The 17,083-nt window shown below is 42.2% G+C and carries 18 protein-coding genes and 2 riboswitches; of the genes, 17 read left to right on the forward strand and 1 reads right to left on the reverse strand.

The annotated features are described in order from the left end of the window. The first annotated feature begins 77 nt into the window (after nucleotides 1-77). The 17 genes from TT13_RS08680 (at nucleotide 78) to TT13_RS08760 (ending at nucleotide 15,982) form a co-directional block, all read left to right on the forward strand. On the forward strand, nucleotides 78-851 hold the full coding sequence (locus tag TT13_RS08680; protein ID WP_027699619.1) for a (S)-acetoin forming diacetyl reductase: 774 nt from the start codon (nucleotides 78-80) through the stop codon (nucleotides 849-851). 140 nt (nucleotides 852-991) lie between these two features. Next, nucleotides 992-2,290 (forward strand): adenylosuccinate lyase, encoded by a 1,299-nt coding sequence (gene purB, locus TT13_RS08685; RefSeq protein WP_027699620.1) that lies wholly within the window; start codon nucleotides 992-994, stop codon nucleotides 2,288-2,290. A gap of 199 nt (nucleotides 2,291-2,489) precedes the next feature. Next, nucleotides 2,490-2,930 carry a 3-hydroxyacyl-ACP dehydratase FabZ gene (gene fabZ, locus TT13_RS08690; protein ID WP_027699621.1) on the forward strand — a complete coding sequence of 147 codons (441 nt, stop codon included), beginning with the start codon at nucleotides 2,490-2,492 and terminating at the stop codon, nucleotides 2,928-2,930. A gap of 17 nt (nucleotides 2,931-2,947) precedes the next feature. Beyond that, on the forward strand, nucleotides 2,948-3,412 hold the full coding sequence (locus tag TT13_RS08695; protein WP_027699622.1) for a MarR family winged helix-turn-helix transcriptional regulator: 465 nt from the start codon (nucleotides 2,948-2,950) through the stop codon (nucleotides 3,410-3,412). A gap of 3 nt (nucleotides 3,413-3,415) precedes the next feature. Next, nucleotides 3,416-4,387, forward strand: coding sequence for a beta-ketoacyl-ACP synthase III (locus TT13_RS08700; protein ID WP_027699623.1), 972 nt, complete (start codon nucleotides 3,416-3,418; stop codon nucleotides 4,385-4,387). 55 nt (nucleotides 4,388-4,442) lie between these two features. Beyond that, nucleotides 4,443-4,685 carry an acyl carrier protein gene (locus tag TT13_RS08705; RefSeq protein ID WP_027699624.1) on the forward strand — a complete coding sequence of 81 codons (243 nt, stop codon included), beginning with the start codon at nucleotides 4,443-4,445 and terminating at the stop codon, nucleotides 4,683-4,685. 24 nt (nucleotides 4,686-4,709) lie between these two features. Beyond that, complete coding sequence (locus tag TT13_RS08710; RefSeq protein ID WP_027699625.1) at nucleotides 4,710-5,666, forward strand: DUF561 domain-containing protein; 957 nt, start codon at nucleotides 4,710-4,712, stop codon at nucleotides 5,664-5,666. A gap of 107 nt (nucleotides 5,667-5,773) precedes the next feature. Continuing rightward, nucleotides 5,774-6,709 (forward strand): ACP S-malonyltransferase, encoded by a 936-nt coding sequence (locus TT13_RS08715; protein ID WP_027699626.1) that lies wholly within the window; start codon nucleotides 5,774-5,776, stop codon nucleotides 6,707-6,709. A 24-nt stretch (nucleotides 6,710-6,733) separates the two neighbouring features. Beyond that, nucleotides 6,734-7,456, forward strand: a complete 723-nt coding sequence (gene fabG, locus TT13_RS08720) for a 3-oxoacyl-ACP reductase FabG (protein WP_027699627.1) — start codon at nucleotides 6,734-6,736, stop codon at nucleotides 7,454-7,456. 67 nt (nucleotides 7,457-7,523) lie between these two features. Next, nucleotides 7,524-8,759, forward strand: coding sequence for a beta-ketoacyl-ACP synthase II (gene fabF / locus TT13_RS08725; RefSeq protein ID WP_027699628.1), 1,236 nt, complete (start codon nucleotides 7,524-7,526; stop codon nucleotides 8,757-8,759). A 2-nt stretch (nucleotides 8,760-8,761) separates the two neighbouring features. Next, nucleotides 8,762-9,232, forward strand: a complete 471-nt coding sequence (gene accB, locus TT13_RS08730) for an acetyl-CoA carboxylase biotin carboxyl carrier protein (protein ID WP_027699629.1) — start codon at nucleotides 8,762-8,764, stop codon at nucleotides 9,230-9,232. Between the two features lie 10 nt (nucleotides 9,233-9,242). Next, the gene (gene fabZ, locus TT13_RS08735; RefSeq protein WP_027699630.1) at nucleotides 9,243-9,674 is read left to right on the forward strand and encodes a 3-hydroxyacyl-ACP dehydratase FabZ; all 432 of its coding nucleotides are present in this window, start codon (nucleotides 9,243-9,245) and stop codon (nucleotides 9,672-9,674) included. 1 nt (nucleotide 9,675) lies between these two features. Continuing rightward, nucleotides 9,676-11,052, forward strand: a complete 1,377-nt coding sequence (gene accC, locus TT13_RS08740; RefSeq protein WP_027699631.1) for an acetyl-CoA carboxylase biotin carboxylase subunit — start codon at nucleotides 9,676-9,678, stop codon at nucleotides 11,050-11,052. Nucleotides 11,053-11,063: 11 nt separating this feature from the next. Next, entirely contained in the window at nucleotides 11,064-11,909 is an 846-nt protein-coding gene (locus TT13_RS08745) for an acetyl-CoA carboxylase carboxyltransferase subunit beta (RefSeq protein WP_027699632.1), read from the forward strand. After that, nucleotides 11,910-12,692, forward strand: coding sequence for a carboxyltransferase subunit alpha (gene accA / locus TT13_RS08750; protein ID WP_027699633.1), 783 nt, complete (start codon nucleotides 11,910-11,912; stop codon nucleotides 12,690-12,692). It abuts the gene before it with no gap. A gap of 95 nt (nucleotides 12,693-12,787) precedes the next feature. Further along, a riboswitch (Lysine riboswitch) is annotated at nucleotides 12,788-12,962 on the forward strand. 72 nt (nucleotides 12,963-13,034) lie between these two features. Beyond that, nucleotides 13,035-14,153, forward strand: a complete 1,119-nt coding sequence (gene alr / locus TT13_RS08755) for an alanine racemase (RefSeq protein ID WP_027699634.1) — start codon at nucleotides 13,035-13,037, stop codon at nucleotides 14,151-14,153. Between the two features lie 62 nt (nucleotides 14,154-14,215). Next, nucleotides 14,216-14,392, forward strand: a riboswitch (Lysine riboswitch). A 93-nt stretch (nucleotides 14,393-14,485) separates the two neighbouring features. Continuing rightward, nucleotides 14,486-15,982: an amino acid permease gene (locus tag TT13_RS08760; RefSeq protein ID WP_045477053.1), complete on the forward strand. Its 1,497-nt coding sequence runs from the start codon at nucleotides 14,486-14,488 to the stop codon at nucleotides 15,980-15,982. A 107-nt stretch (nucleotides 15,983-16,089) separates the two neighbouring features. On the opposite strand, the gene yaaA is transcribed toward TT13_RS08760, so the two are convergent. Beyond that, complete coding sequence (gene yaaA, locus TT13_RS08765; protein ID WP_027699636.1) at nucleotides 16,090-16,851, reverse strand: peroxide stress protein YaaA; 762 nt, start codon at nucleotides 16,849-16,851, stop codon at nucleotides 16,090-16,092. Nucleotides 16,852-17,083 lie beyond the last annotated feature (232 nt).

Below are 17,083 nucleotides of genomic sequence, written 5' to 3' on the forward strand. Positions count from 1 at the left end.
TACATAACTAGATTTATGTAGTATATTGGTAAAAAATAATGTTAATTTATTCACGTAATGTGATGGAGGATTGGATCATGACTGAAGTAGCTTTTGTAACTGGTGCAGGTCAAGGAATTGGTGAAGCAATTGTAAAACGTTTAGCGGACGATGGCTTTAAAGTTGCCGTAGTCGGTAGGACTTTATCAAAATTGGAACGGGTTGCTAATGAGATTAACGCCATTCACCCAAATGCAGCTTTACCAGTATTAGCTGATGTGGCTAAGCGTGAAGATGTTTTTGCTGGTGTGGCTAAAACAATTGAGGCTTTTGGTGACTTAACGGTTATGATTAATAACGCAGGGGTTGCCCCAACAACACCAATTATGGAAGTTGATGAAGAAACTATTGATTGGACCTTTGATATTAATATCAAAGGAACTGTATGGGGAATCCAAGCCGCGGTTGAGGCCTTCAAGCAACTTAAACATGGTGGTAAGATCATTAATGCAACTTCACAAGCTGGGGTTGAAGGAAATCCAAACTTGACGGTCTATGGTGCAAGTAAATTTGCAATTCGTGGAATTACCCAAACAACTGCTAAAGAATTGGCACCATTGGGAATTACAGTCAATGCCTTCGCGCCTGGAATCGTTAAGACACCGATGATGTTTGATATTGCTCATGAAGTAGGCCAAAACGCGGGTAAGTCTGATGAATGGGGTATGGAACAATTCTCTGATGGAATTGCCCTTGGCCGTTTGTCTGAACCCGAAGAAGTTGCCAGTGGTGTAGCCTTTTTAGCTGGCCATGATTCAAGCTATATGACCGGACAGACGCTAGTTACAGATGGTGGAATGGTTTTCCACTAAAAATAAATTGAAAAAAACAAAAACATTCGGTTATTCGAATGTTTTTTGCTTTTTAAAGGGTTAGTACTTGAATAAAGTCCGTGTTTTAGCGTAAAATAGAGAAGTAATCGTAAGTAATATTCGCTATTGTAGGAGAAAAAATGATTGATCGATATGCAAGGCCAGCGATGCAAAGTATTTGGTCGCTAGAAAATCAGTATAAAACTTGGCTTGAAGTAGAAATTGCTGTTACAGCTGGTTGGCAGGTCGCAGGCTTGGTTCCCGCCGCTGATTTAGCTGCAATCCGAGATAAGGCTAATTTTGATGTTGCAGAAATTGCTAGTTTAGAATTACAGACTAAACATGATGTTGTTGCATTTACGCGTAATGTTTCAGCCTCTTTAGGGGATGAAAAAAAGTGGATTCACTATGGGCTAACTTCGACCGATGTTGTTGATACAGCACAGGCCTTACGCTTACGTGAAGCCAATCAGTTACTTAGGACTGATTTAACGACTTTGACTGCGACTTTAGCCAAACTTGCTCTAGAATATAAAGATACAGTTATGATGGGACGGACCCATGGGGTTCATGCCGAGCCAACAACTTTCGGCTTGAAAATGGCGCGTTTCTATGCTGAAATGCAACGTAATATTGAACGTTTTGATCGTGTTGCAAAAGCGATGCAAACAGGTAAACTATCTGGTGCTGTGGGAACCTTTGCCAACGTACCGCCAGAAGTTGAAGTGGCAGCGATGAATGAACTTGGCTTAGAACCACAAGCAATTGGTTCACAGGTACTACCACGAGATTTACACGCAGATTATTTGACCACCTTAGCATTGATTGGTACCTCACTTGAAGAAATTGCCACTGAGTTACGTTCACTGCAACGCTCTGAGATTCATGAAGTTGAAGAAAGCTTTGGTAATGGGCAAAAAGGTTCTTCGTCAATGCCCCACAAGCGGAACCCAATTTCGTCTGAAAACGTGACTGGCCTAGCTCGAGTTCTGCGTGGCTATGTTACGCCTGCCTTTGAGGACGTTGCTTTGTGGCACGAACGTGATATTTCGCATTCTTCAGCTGAGCGGATTATTCTTCCAGATGCAACAACGCTTTTGGACTATATGTTGAATCGGATGAATCAGATTCTGACGGGGCTAAAAGTATTCCCTGAAACGATGTTCAAGAATATGGGACGCACTTATGGTTTGATTTATTCACAACGCCTCTTACTTAAACTAATTGATAAGGGACTTTCACGCGAAGCAGCTTATGATACGGTTCAACCCTTAACTGCACGTGCTTGGGATGAGCAGATTCAGTTTAGAACCTTAGTTGAGGCTGAACCAAAAATTACACAAGTTTTGACGGCTGAAGAAATTGCGGATGCTTTTGACTATCACTGGCATTTGAAGCATATCGATGAAATTTTTAAGCGCGTTGGTTTGGAAGTCTAATAATTGTTGATTTTCAAAATTTATAAATACCAGAACAAGATTAAAGAGGTAGGGATTATATATCCCCACCTCTTTTTATTCTGAACAAAATCATATATTTTGTAAAAAGTTAGACAGTTGACAATGAAGTGTTCAAGAATTATGATTTGAGAGTCGATTATTTCGATAATCGAACTATCTAAGAAAGGAGAACAATCCATTGGCAGTGTTAAATGCAACAGAAATTATGCAGTTGATTCCTAATCGCTATCCAATTCTTTATATGGATTATGTTGATGAGATGATACCGGACGACAGATTGATTGCAACTAAAAATGTTACGATTAATGAACAATTTTTTCAGGGGCACTTTCCTGGAAATCCAGTTATGCCGGGTGTATTAATTATTGAGTCATTAGCCCAGGCAGCTTCAATTTTGATATTATCTTCACCACAGTTTAAAGGTAAAACAGCCTATATGACGGGAATTGATAATGCTAAATTTAAGCAGATGGTTCGTCCGGGCGATGTCTTAAAACTGCATGTAAAATTTGGTAATTTACGGGAAAATATGGGTACAGTAAAGGTTGAAGCTAAAGTTGGTGATAAAACAGCAACGCAGGCTGAACTAATGTTTGTTGTATCGCCTGACCAAAAATAACTGATGGAGTACAGGGTATGACAGAGGCTAGTAAGATGACTTTTGAAGAAATCAACGATGCCCTAGTTGATGTTTTTAACAATGTAATGTGGATTGAGGAAGCCTCTTTAAAAGCTTCCCAGTTCAAGGACATTTCAATTAAAGATATGCACATGATTGCGGCCATCTCGATGTATGACCGGAAGATGGCCTCGCAAGTTGCCGAAGAGGTTCATTTAAGTCCTAGTGCAACCACTAGTGCAATTGATAAGTTGGTCAAGAAAGGATATGTAGAACGTCGGCGTGATGAAAATGATCGACGGGTAGTCTTTCTTTCCTTGACACATCGTGGGAGAACAGTCTTCCGGGCGCATGAAGCCTTTCATCGTGCTTTAACACACCAATTGCTAGCAGGAGCTAATACTAACGAGCAAATGGCGCGGGATATTGTTGTTAATCTTCAGAATTATCTGCATGCCTTATCAACGCTTGGATTTGGGTGAATTATGGAAAAATTTGTAATAAGTCATTCAGCAGTTGCAGTTCCGTCACGAGTTGTTTCAAATGATGAGCTGGCAACGATGATGGATACTTCTGATGAGTGGATCTATACGCGGACGGGTATTCATAATCGGCATATTGTTACGAATGAAGATACTAGCGATTTAGCAATTCAAGTGGCTAAGCAATTGTTAGTTGACAGTGGCCTATCAGCTACTGATTTGGATTTTATTATTGTAGCAACCATGTCACCAGATAGCTTATCACCTAATACAGCTTCAATTGTTCAAGGTGCCATTGGTGCTGAACGAGCCTTTGCTTACGATCTTTCGGCCGCCTGCTCAGGTTTGGTGTTTGCACTTAGTACAGCAAGCGCGCTCTTGACAGCACGTTATCAACGGGGCTTGGTGATTGGTGCAGAGGTTTTGTCAAAATTAGTTGATTGGCAAGATCGATCCACCGCTGTTTTATTTGGCGATGGAGCAGCCGGTTTCTTATTAGAAAGAACTGAAGCACCAGTTGGCTTATTGGCTGAAGATTTAGTATCAATCGGTGCTAAGGCTGAGTTTCTAACTGCTGGCCAACTAGCTAATCGAAATGCTTTTGCAGGTGAGCTTAAACTGGCTGATCCTTATTTTAAAATGAACGGGCGCGAGGTTTACAATTTTGCGGTCCGTGAAGTTCCTGCATCATTGCAACGAGCTTTAGATCAGACTGACTTACAGGCTGATGACATTGATGTATTTATTTTGCATCAAGCTAATAGTCGGATTATTCAATCAATTGCTAAACGTTTTAAGCAACCACTTGAAAAATTTCCGATGAACATGGTGGAATATGGCAATACTAGTGCGGCTAGTGTTGGTATTCTTCTGCATGAATTAAGGGCAAATAATTTGGTCCATAGTGGTCAAAAAATTGCCTTGGTTGGTTTTGGTGGCGGCCTAACAGTAGGTACAATGCTGATTCAATTATAAGAAGCAATTATTTAAGTATTTATTTTATTATTTAGAATTAAGAGGAAATTAGATTATGACTGACGTAGAAATTTTTGACAAAGTAAAAGAAATTTTGATTGACCAATTTGATTTGGAAGATGATGAAGTTAAGTTGGAAACAAACATGGCTGAGGATATTGATGCAGATTCATTGGACTTGTTTGAAGTTTTGAACCGAGTTGAAGATGATTTTGATATTAAGCTAGCAGTTGCTGAAGAAATTGTTACAGTTCAAGATTTAGTTAACAAAATTAAAGAGCAAGTTGAAGCTAAGTAGTTAACTGAAAGAAAGAGGAAGTAAATGAGCATCGAGCTGAATAATCCATTATTTGAAAAATTAGGAATGAAATACCCAATTATTCAGGGTGGAATGGCCTGGGCGGGAACTGGGCGCTTAGCTGGTGCCGTTTCTGAAGCAGGCGGTTTGGGAATTATTGGTACTGGATATTGGAAAGCTGATAAGGTTCGTGAAGAAATTAAGCGTGCCCGTGCAATTACAGATAAGCCTTTTGGGGTCAATGTAATGTTGCTTTCGCGGCATATCCGTGAGGTCTTTGATGTAATTATTGAAGAGGGCGTCAGAGTTGTTGCAACTGGTGCCGGTGATCCATCGCCATTTATTGACGAACTACACGCCCATGGAATTTTGGTGATTCCTGTTATTCCTTCGGTTGGCCTAGCCAAGATGATGGAAAAGAAGGGTGTTGATGCAGTTGTCGCTGAGGGGATGGAATCAGGTGGGCATATTGGTATGTTGACCACCATGACTTTGGTACCACAAGTGGTTGATGCAGTTAATATTCCAGTGATTGCTGCTGGTGGAATTGCTGATGGTCGTGGAGCTGCAGCGGCCTTTATGCTTGGCGCATCTGGCATTCAGATGGGAACACGTTTCTTAGCCTCTGAGGAATCTGAAGTACACCCAGACTTTAAGGCAGCCGTAATTAAAGCTAAAGATATTGACACTTTAGTTACTGGCGAACTTTTGGGTAATCGGGCCCGCGTTTTGAAAACAAAGATGTCAAAAAACTTTGTTAAGCAAGAACGCTTTGAAATTCAAAAGGAAAAGCCGGATGCAGCCGCCATTGAAGAACTCGAGAATGGCGCTTTACGACGAGCAGTGCTTGATGGAAATAAAGAAGACGGTGCCTTTATGGCTGGTCAAATTTCCGGTATGATTCATGAACTCAAGCCGGTTGCTTCAATTCTTGATGATGTTTGGACGCAAGCTACTGATTTAATGGGTAATAACAAGTAGGTAAACTGCTTTGCTGGACTTTAAAATTAGCAAAAACGTGACCGGGGTTATGCCAAAATATATGATTATAAACCCTAGCTTAGCGGCTAGGGTTTCTGAGGAATGAAATGAATATTGGAATTTTAATGAGCGGTCAGGGAGCGCAAAAGGTCGGGATGGCTGCTGATTTATATGCTGAAGTTCCAGCCTACCGTGCGACGATTGATGAAGCTTCAGCAATTTTAGGTTATGACCTACAAGCTGAGGTAAATATGAATGGGCATAAGTTGCAACAAACTGCTTATGCACAAGCAGCGATTTTAGCGATGAGTGTCGGTATTTATCGCGCGTTGGCTGATGTGCTACCACAACCTAAAGCAGCGTTGGGTCTAAGTTTAGGTGAATATTCAGCACTAACAATTGCGGGAAGTTTTAATTTTGCCCAAGCGATTGCGATTGTACGTGACCGGGGAGCATATATGCAGGCTGCTGGTGAAGCGCACCCCGGTAAAATGGTGGCAGCGATGACGGATGACCAAGCTTTGATTACAAAGACACTGCAAGATTTAGTCGCAGCGGGTAAAAAAGTCTATCCTGCAAACTATAATACCTTTAACCAATTGGTTTTTGGTGGGGTTACTGCTGATGTAGATACTGCAATGGCTGCCTTAACAGATGCTGGTGTTAATCGGTTGATTGAACTGCCAGTTTCTGGCGCCTTTCATACGCCACTTTTGGCGAGTGCAGCGGCTGAGTTAACTGGGCGGTTGGCGGATGAAACATTTGGTGAAAGTGCTTATCCCGTCTATTCAAATACAACCGGCCAAGTCTTTGATGATGTGCATGCAACTTTGCTTAAGCAGATTGTAGCACCAACTTTCTTTGCGCAAGCCTTGCAAAAAATGGTTGCTGATGAACAAATTGATACGTTGATTGAATTTGGTCCATCAGATACCTTGAGCAAGTTTGCCCGCAAAATTGTCGGTAAAGAAGTTAAGCGTTACAACGTGAATGATTTAGCAAGTTATGAAAAGCTACGTGCTGACTTAGTAGCACAAGGCTAAATATTTAGGAGGTAGACAGATTCTATGAATTTGAAAGATAAAGTTGTTTTAGTTACCGGCTCAACTCGTGGAATTGGACTGGCAATTGCTAAGCTTTTTAGTCAGCTTGGTGCCAGAGTTGTTTTACATGGTCGTTCAGCAGTTAGCCCAGAAGTATTGGCTGATTTTCCAGCTGATACTTTAACCTTGCAGGCTGATTTGGCAGACGCCGATAGTGTAAGTTCAGCAATTAATGATTTATATGAACAAGTTGAAAGCGTAGATGTCCTAGTTAATAATGCCGGGATTGTTGATGATAAATTAGCAATGGGGATGTCAGCAGCTGAGTTTGCAAATGTTGTTAACGTTAATTTGAATGGGACTTTCAATGTGACCCAACCAGTTTTCAAAAAGATGCTGCGAGCACGCTCCGGTGTAATTATTAATATGGCATCGGTTGTTGGCGAAATGGGCAATGTTGGTCAAGTCAATTATGCGGCTTCTAAAGCCGGTGTAATTGGCATGACTAAGACCTTGGCACGTGAAGGTGCTAAAAGAGGGGTAAGAGTCAACGCAATTGCACCGGGAATGATTATGTCAGATATGACATCTGGCCTTTCCGAACGGGTTCAAGCTGCCATGATTGAGGCGATTCCGTTACACCGAATTGGTGACCCTAGTGAAATTGCACAAACGGCCATGTTTTTAGCTCAAAATGAGTACATTACTGGACAAGTCATCACTGTTGATGGTGGTTTGTATATCTAAACAACTAGTATTATTTGCACTTATTCAATTTTTTATTTTTTACTAGTCAAATGGAGGAACAAACAATATGACAAGAGTAGTTGTAACAGGTTTGGGCGCAGTGACGCCGGTTGGTAATACAACTGAAGAATTTCTAGATGGTATCTTTGCTGGTAAGGTGGGAATTGCACCCATTACTAAGTTTGACGCTAGTGAAACGGGCGTAGCCGTTGCTGGTGAAGTTAAAGGCTTTGACCCGGCTGCGCGGGTTGGTAAACGTGAATCACGTAAGATGGATCTTTTCGCCCAGTATGCAGTGCATGCTGCTGGTGAAGCCTTAGAGAATGCTGGCTTGGCGGATGGCTTTGAGCAACCTGACCGGGTTGGTGTGATTATGGGAAATGGAATCGGCGGATTGACGACAATTCAAGAACAAGTCATCAAGATGCACGATAAGGGACCACAACGGGTTAGCCCAATGTTTGTGCCAAATTCAATTCCTAATATGCTATCAGGTAATGTTTCGATGCGTTATGGCGCCAAAGGAGTTAACTACACCCTTTCAACAGCTTGCGCATCAGCAACTAATGCAATTGGTGAGGCTTTTTGGCGGATTCAAGCTGGTAAAGCCGATATTATGATTACTGGTGGTTCAGAAGCCACAGTTAATGAAATTGGTATCGCCGGTTTTGCTGCTTTGACGGCGCTTTCGACCGAACCTGACCCAATGGAAGCTTCAAAGCCTTTTGATCTTAATCGCCACGGTTTTGTAATGGGTGAGGGTTCTGGTATTTTAATCTTAGAATCACTTGACCATGCACAAGCCCGTGGTGCTAAGATTTTGGCTGAAGTTGTCGGTTACGGTGCTAATTCAGATGCGTACCATTTGACGAGCCCAACTCCTGATGGAAGTGGACCGGCTGGTTCAGTTAAGTTGGCTCTAGCCGATGCTAATCTTAAGCCAGCGGATATCGATTATGTGAATGCTCATGGTACGGCTACTGGTGCTAACGATGCAGCTGAGGCCAAAGCAATGGAGTTAGTTTTTGGTGAAAATAATGTTTATGTTTCATCAACTAAAGGGATGACTGGTCATTTGCTTGGGGCAGCTGGTGCGATTGAGGCGATTGCTTCAATTGGCGCACTGCTGCGCGAAGAGTTACCAGTCAATGTTGGTTTAACGGAGCAAGACCCGGCAACCAGCGGGGTTACGCTAGTTAATGCTGATAACCGTAAGCAGGTGGCACAGTATGTATTGTCAGCCAACTATGGTTTTGGTGGACATAATGCAGCGATTATCTTCAAAAAGTGGGGTGACGCATAATTATGACCATGAATTTAGAAGAAATTCGCGCGTTAATTCAAGACTTGGAAAACTCAAGTCTTCGAGAGTTTGAACTAAGTGACGGGGATTTTAGTCTGCATCTAAGTAAAAATGAGAATGCGGCCTTACCAGCAGCAGTTGTACCAGCGCCAGTGGTTAATTCGATTGCACCTGAAGTGCAGGAAGCAAGTGCGCCAGCAGTTGAGCCGTTTAAAAAGGCGGCTAAGCCTGATTTAACAATTAACGCACCATTAGTTGGTACGGTTTATTTACGGCCTAATCCAGACGCACCGACTTTCAAGTCAGTTGGGGATCGCGTAGTTGCTGGAGAGCAAGTTGCAATTGTTGAAGCAATGAAGTTGATGACACCGGTTAAGTCAGAAATTGCTGGGGTTATTACCGAAGTCCTAGTTGAAGAAGATCAAGTCGTTGAATTTGATATGCCCATGTTTCGGGTTGACCCTAAAGGATAGGGAGATTTAAATGTCAGTATTAAATGTTAAAGAAATTCAAGCAATTCTGCCACACCGTTATCCAATGTTGATGCTCGATACAGTCGAGGAACTTGAGCCAGGTGTGCGGGCAGTTGCTTTAAAAAACGTATCAGTAAATGAAGAGATTTTTCAGGGTCACTTTCCTGGTGACCCAACCTTTCCAGGGGCCTTGTCAATTGAAGCATTGGCACAAACTGGGGCAGTAACTTTACTTTCAATGCCTGAATTTAAGGGTAAAACCGTTTATTTTGGTGGCATTAAAAAGGCTCGTTATCGGCAAATGGTGCGACCAGGTGACCAGATTAAACTTGAAGTAACTTTGGATCGCATGCGCGGACCAATTGGTACCGGTAAGGGTGTGGCTACAGTTGATGGGAAAAAGGTCGTAACGGCAGAATTGACATTTATTGTTGGAGATTAATATGTTCAAAAAAGTGTTAGTAGCGAATCGTGGCGAAATTGCTGTTCGCATAATTCGAACGCTAAAAGAAATGGGCATTCAATCGGTTGCTATTTACTCTTCAGCAGATTCAGATAGTTTACATGTTAAATTGGCTGATGAAGCAATCAAGGTTGGGGGACCACGGTCTAAAGATTCATATTTAAATATGAAAAATATTGTTTCGGCTGCGTTATTAACGGGGGCTGAAGCAATTCATCCAGGCTACGGATTTTTGTCAGAAAATGAATTGTTTGTCGAAATGGTGCAAGCAGTTGGTATTAAGTGGATTGGCCCTAGTCCACAAGTAATTGGTTTAATGGGTAACAAAGCGAATGCCCGTGAATCAATGCGTAAAGCCGGCGTGCCGGTGATTCCGGGTTCTGATGGCTTTATTAAGGATGCGGGTGAAGCGAAAATTGTTGCTAATCGTGTAGGGTATCCTTTGTTGCTTAAAGCAGCCGCCGGTGGTGGTGGTAAAGGGATGCGTTTTGTCTATACTGATGATGAACTGGCTGATAAGTTTGATGACGCACAACGTGAGGCCCAAGCCGCTTTTGGCGATAACCATATGTACGTTGAAAAAGTTATGGAAAATGTTCGGCATATTGAGATGCAGATTATGCGGGACCAATATGGCGCTACGGTCTATTTTCCAGAACGTAACTGCTCATTGCAGCGTAACAACCAAAAAGTCATGGAAGAAAGCCCAGCATTGGGTGTAACACCAGCGATGCGGGCAATGTTAGGTGAAATTGCAGTTAAAGCAGCGGATGCCATTGATTATGAAAATACTGGGACCTTAGAATTTTTACAAGACCATGATGGTAATTTTTACTTCATGGAAATGAACACGCGGATTCAAGTTGAACATCCAGTTACTGAATTAGTTAGTGGTATCGATTTGATCAGAATGCAAATCGAAGTGGCCGCCGGTGAACATCTTGCGATTGCCCAAGATGATGTTAAGGTTAACGGTCATGCAATTGAAGTGCGTTTGAATGCTGAGCAACCAGCGCATAACTTTGCGCCTAGTGCTGGTAAGATTGATTTTGTTTTTCTACCAACTGGTGGACCTGGTGTTCGAATTGATTCAGCAATTTATACTGGTGATCAGATTCAACCATTTTATGATTCGATGATTGGAAAGTTTTTGACATCTGGCGACAATCGTGAAGTTGCAATTGATAAGATGAAGCGAATTTTGAATGAGCTGGATATTCATGGTGTTTCAACAAATGCAGAATTTCAAATTAATCTGCTTGAAGATTCGACGGTTGCACGGGGGTACTTTGATACCCGCTACTTGGAAAAAGAGTTCATGCCACGTTGGCTTGAAAATCAAGCTAAGGAAGATTAGGGGGATTGGCGATGGAATTATTTACCAAAAAAGCCGTGCAACCCAAAATATTTCGGGATAAAGATTTAAATAATCGTATTCCGGATGATTTATTTTTGGCCTGCCCGTATTGTGGGGCGCAAAGCTATTCAAAGGCTTTAGGACCTTACCGTGTTTGTGGTAACTGTGGTTATGGTTTCCGCTTGCAAGCACGGGAACGGGTTGCTTTAATGACGGATGACTTTGCTGAATTTGATACCGAGATTCAAATTGTTGGCGATGATTTTCCAGGCTATGAAGAAAAACTTAACCGGGCTCGGCAGCAAACTGAATTGAACGATTCAGTTTTGACCGGGGTAGCAACCTTAGTTGGTGAGCAGACAGCCTTGGCAATTATGGATTCATACTTTATTATGGGTTCACTTGGTACAATCACTGGTGAGAAAATCACCCGTCTGTTTGAGTATGCAACACAGCATAAATTGCCAGTGGTTTTATTTGCCGCTTCTGGTGGTGCACGAATGCAAGAGGGCATCAAGTCTTTGATGCAAATGGCTAAGGTATCAGCGGCGGTGGCTACACATCAATCAGCTGGGCTGGCTTATATTGTTGTGCTAACTGACCCAACCATGGGTGGGGTAACGGCTTCCTTTGCTATGCAAGGTGATGTTACTTTAGCTGAGCCCCATGCTTTAATTGGGTTTGCTGGTCGTCGGGTAATTGAGCAAACAATTCATGAAAAATTACCCAAAGAATTTCAACGAGCAGAACAATTATTGGAGCATGGTTATATTGACGCAATTGTGCAACGTAAGGATTTAACGGCCACTTTAGCGCATCTTTTGCATCTGCATCAGCCAGCGGTAAAGGAGAGTTAGATGGCTTTATTTAGAAAAGAGTTGACGCCGGCGCAAGTTGTTAAAAAAGCGCGGGAAGACCGTTTTGGTGCTCGTGAGCTGATTGACGGACTTTTTGATGGCTTTTTTGAATTGCATGGTGACCGTTTTTCTGGTGATGACCAAAGTGTTATCGGTGGTATCGCGGAACTTGCTGGACAACCAGTTACGGTAATCGTAATTGATAAGGGTGACAGCTTAAGCGATAAGCTTGCGAAGCGTAATGGTTCACCTGAACCGGATGGCTATCGTAAAGCACTGCGTTTAATGCAGCAAGCGGCCAAATTTAAGCGACCAATTATTACCTTGATTAATACACCAGGGGCCTTTCCTGGTAAAACCGCCGAAGATCAGGGGCAAGGAGCAGTAATTGCGCAAAGTATCTTAGAGAGCTTTAAGCTCCCAGTACCGATGATTGCGGTTATTTACGGTGAAGGCGGTTCTGGAGGGGCTTTGGCCTTGGCAACAACTGACCAAGTGTGGATGTTTAAAAACGCAACTTATTCAGTCTTGTCACCGGAAGGCTTTGCTTCGATTCTTTGGAAGGACGCCAAACGTTCAGATGAGGCGGCAGCAATTATGGGGTTGACTCCAGATGATTTATTGGCCAATCATGTCGTTGATCAGATTATTCCAGAGGGGCGTAATCATCCTCGGGTTTTTGCTAACCTTAAAGCAATGTTAGTGAAGGAAATTACCGGACTCCAGGCACTATCAGCAAGTGAATTGCTTGCTAAGCGCCAAGCGCGGTTTAGAATTTTTTAATTGAGATAAAACAGGTAACTAACAATTGTTAGTTACCTGTTTTAGAATTCAAAGAACTTGACAAAGAAATTGATTAAAGTTATTCTAATTAAAATTTAATTAATAGAGGTTGCAGTCAACAATAGTAAAATCATTGAACCTACCAGGGTACTGAGGTGATTTGAAAGGGGCGACTGCCGAAGGCTTGTTCTTGGTAGGGACGAGGCTGGGCCAGGGTTGAAAAAGCTTTGGACTGTCGTTGTCATTATGCAACGGGGTGCTATTGGATGGATTGACTTTTCTTCGAAGTTGACGGGTTCCCCTTGTGTTAGACGCAATGGGAACCTTTTTTGGAGGAAAGTTATGGTTGTTGCAGATAGAAGACCCACGAAAATCACAGTTTCACAAAGCGCCATTGCGCACAATTTAGCAGTTGTGCGTAAGCAGGCACAGGCAGAGCAAGTTTTCTTTGTGGTCAAAGCTAATGCTTACGGCTATGGTATCTTACCAATGAGCCAAGGGGCGGTTGCAGCTGGCGCAGAAGGCTTGGCCGTGGCAGTGCTTGATGAGGCTTTAGCACTAAGGGAAGCTGGAATTACGCTGCCAATTTTGATTTTAGGGATTGTGGACGTAAAATATGCTAAGGTGATGGCGCAAGCTGGCATTATTGCGACCGTATGTACGCTAGCTTGGCTAACCGAAGCGGAAGCACTCCTGGCAGATAGTAATGACCAGCTCTTGGTGTCGCTAGCTGTTGATACCGGTATGGGTCGAATTGGTTTTCGTGACCGGGCGCCACTTTTACAGGCAATTAACTATTTACAAAAGCAAGCTAGTCATTTGGTTTATCACGGTCTGATGACGCATTTTGCCGAATCCGATACTAGTACGACAGCTTATTTTAAAGAACAGGTTGACCATTGGCACCGCTTAGTTGACGGGATTCCCCAGCCACCAATGGTGCATGTGGCTAACTCTGGTGCAGCCATGTATCATGCAGCTGAAATACCCACGCAAACAATTCGAGCGGGAGCCGTTGTGTATGGCATGGAGCCTTCTGAAGGGGTTGTCCGAGCTGATGACTATCTGATGCCGGTAATAACTTTAGAAAGTGAGCTTGTTTTTGTGCAACAGCATCCAGCTGGCGATGGGATTTCTTATGGTCATGAATACCGGACCTACGCCGGAGAATGGATTGGTACCGTCCCAATTGGTTATGGAGATGGACTTTCACGTAATTTACAAAAAGGGTTTACGGTTTTAGTCGATGGGTTTGCTTGTCCAATTGTTGGGCAAATTGCCATGGATCAGTTAATGGTTTCGTTACCTAAAGAATTACCAGTCGGTAGTCGTGTTACTTTTATCGGCGAAAATCATGGAGTAAAGCGTACGTTGACTGACATGGCACAAGCTAGCAATCAATCACTTTGGGAAGTCACGATTGCTTTTAGTGAACGAATCAAGCGAAGTTTGGTTGATTAAAATCTAATTAAAATTAGGACTTGCTATTCTTAAAAAATTACTTTACAATGTAAAACATGATGAAAAGACATAGAGGTCGCAACCAATAAGAGTAATTAGTGGAGCCGGTAGGCAGAGAAACTAGTGAAAGGAGCGGTTGCCGAAATTTCGACTATGACGGTAGTTGAAATTGGTCTAAACGTTAATAGCGTTTGGATTGTCACAGCAAAATTTGTCTGCTGTGGAGCGCTATCGATAATACTAAGAGTATTTTAAGCGCTATTTTCTTTTTGTAAGGAAATGGCGTTTTTCTTTTAGGTTTTGTAGGCCTCTCTATTTTAGGAGGAGTTATTATGTCAGAATTATCCACGGATACCCAAGCGCAAGCAGGTGCGACCAGTGAGCCGCACTTGAAACGCTCAATGAAGCCGCGTCATCTCTCAATGATTGCACTGGGTGGTACGATTGGGACTGGTTTGTTTGTGGCCTCAGGTGCGACCGTGGCACAGGCTGGTCCTTTAGGGGCGTTAGTGGCTTATAGTGCGATTGGAATCATGGTTTACTTCTTGATGACCGGTCTGGGTGAAATGTCTGCCTATATGCCAATATCAGGTTCCTTTGCGGCTTTTTCTGGACGCTTCGTTGATGATGCCTTTGGATTTGCGATGGGTTGGAATTACTGGTTTAACGCCGCAATTACGGTTGCGGTTGAGGTTGCCACTGTCGGTGTTGTGATGAAGTTCTGGTTGCCAAATGTGCCAACCTGGATTTGGTCGGTGATTGTTTTGGTACTGATTTTAGCAATTAACCTAACTTCAGCTCGTGCATATGGTGAATCCGAATTTTGGATGGCCTCAATTAAGGTGATTGCAGTTTTGGCCTTTTTGGTCATTGGTTTACTAACAATTTTCGGGGTTATGTCATATCACCCAGACGTTGTTCATAACCTAACGGCTGGTAAGCACGGCTTTGTTGGTGGAATGGCTGGCTGGCTAACGGTCTTCATGGTTGCTGGTTTCTCATTCCAAGGAACTGAAATGGTCGGAATCGTGGCTGGTGAAGCAGCACATCCTGAACATGCGGTGCCAAACGCAATTCGTCAGGTCTTTTGGCGAATCTTACTTTTCTACTTCTTGTCAATCTTTGTAATTGGTGCCTTAATTTACTATAAAGATCCATCATTGCTTCAATCAGCTAACAACTCAGATATTACGGTTTCACCTTTCACCTTGGTTTTCCAAAAGGCTGGTTTGGCCGCAGCGGCTTCGATTATGAACGCAGTTATTTTGACTTCAGTAATTTCATCGGCTAACTCATGGTTGTATGCAGGGTCGCGGATGCTTTATTCAATGGCTAAGGAAGGCCATGCGCCTAAAATTTTTGGACGCGCTAACATTCGGACAGGAGTGCCGGTTGCTGGTTTGCTCTTGACGCTTTTGATTGGTATGTTTACCTTCATGACAAGTTTTGCCGGCCCAGAGATTTATATCTACTTAGTTGGTGCTTCGGGTCTTTCTGGCTTCATTGCCTGGATTGGGATTGCAATTGCACACTTCCGTTTCCGTCGGGCTTTCGTAGCGCAGGGGCATAGCGTTAAAGAATTAAAGTACACTGCTAAGTGGTTCCCAATTGGACCAATTGTTGCTTTGCTACTCTCATTAGTAATTATGTTGGGTCAAGGGGCAACTTCATTTACAGGTTCAATGGCTAACTGGAACTGGTCAGCGCTAATTACGACTTATCTGGCCTTACCATTATTCTTGATTCTATACTTTGCTTATAAGTTTACGAAGCATACTAAGACGATTCCCTTGGTTGACGTTGATTTAACGCCACGTACTAATGAATAAAAATAAAGAAAAGCAGTTGGATGAAAATCTGACTGCTTTTTAATTTGTAAATGCGTATATATAAAGGGCCTAGAAATTATTCCTAGGCCCTTTAAATTGAAAAAATTTTACTTAATAAAAACGAAATTATCCGCTGTTGATAAATTGTCAACAAAGTGAAAACCACGCGCCGTGAAAGTTTTTAACTCATCGGCGTCCGTTATATTACGTTCAGCCATAAATCGCACCATATCACCACGGGCAATTTTAGATTCAGTTGTTTTAACTTGAAGTTTCTGATTAGCCTTGATGCTGGCAAAAGTACAACTAATTAACTGGTCATCTGGCTGTAAGTAGGGCAAAACCACCTTACTGTATTCTCGTGAAGCGAGGTTAATAATTATCCGGTCGTTATTATCAGCCATAAGCGCTTGATAAATTTTATCGCCCCAGAAGGGATAGAGTTTGACATAGTGTTGACCTTGATAGTCAAAATTAACCTTGCTCTGTAGTTCTAGGCGATAGGGTGTAATTCCGTCGAAAGGACGTAGGATTCCATAAAAAGCGGATAAAATCCGCAAGTGTTTTTCTAAGTAAGCTAATCCGGGGGTTGTTAATAGGCTAGGCGCCATAGCTTGATATTGTAAACCATCATAAGTCATAATGGCGGCCGATAAATTATCATATAAGTTCATTTGAGCAAAACGGTCATAATTTAACTGCGTGATTTTATCATTGCTTTGCCAGAGCTGTTGCACTTCATTATAGCTTAGTTGTTGGATGTAGTTAGCTAAGAAGGCACTTTCGGCTAAAAAAAGCGGTTGATTTTTGGGTGCAAAATCATCAAATGCCGTCTGCATGAGTTTGGCGGGTGAAATTATTATCTGCATTGAGCGGCTTCCTTTTTGCTTTATTATAACCAACCAAGTGACGTAAATATAGGTAGCTGACCTTATTTTTTTAGACCGAGAAATGGGAAAAAGTTAATTTTTGAGAAATCAGTGAATGCTATCCACGAACGATTTATATTTTTATTCATTTTATTGTTCATAACTATTTTGAATATAATTTAAAAATTTAAATATATAAACAATATCATTTGTTTTTAATAATTTAATTTTA

This window comes from Weissella oryzae SG25 (genome assembly GCF_000691805.2).
GTDB classification, from domain to species: domain Bacteria; phylum Bacillota; class Bacilli; order Lactobacillales; family Lactobacillaceae; genus Weissella; species Weissella oryzae.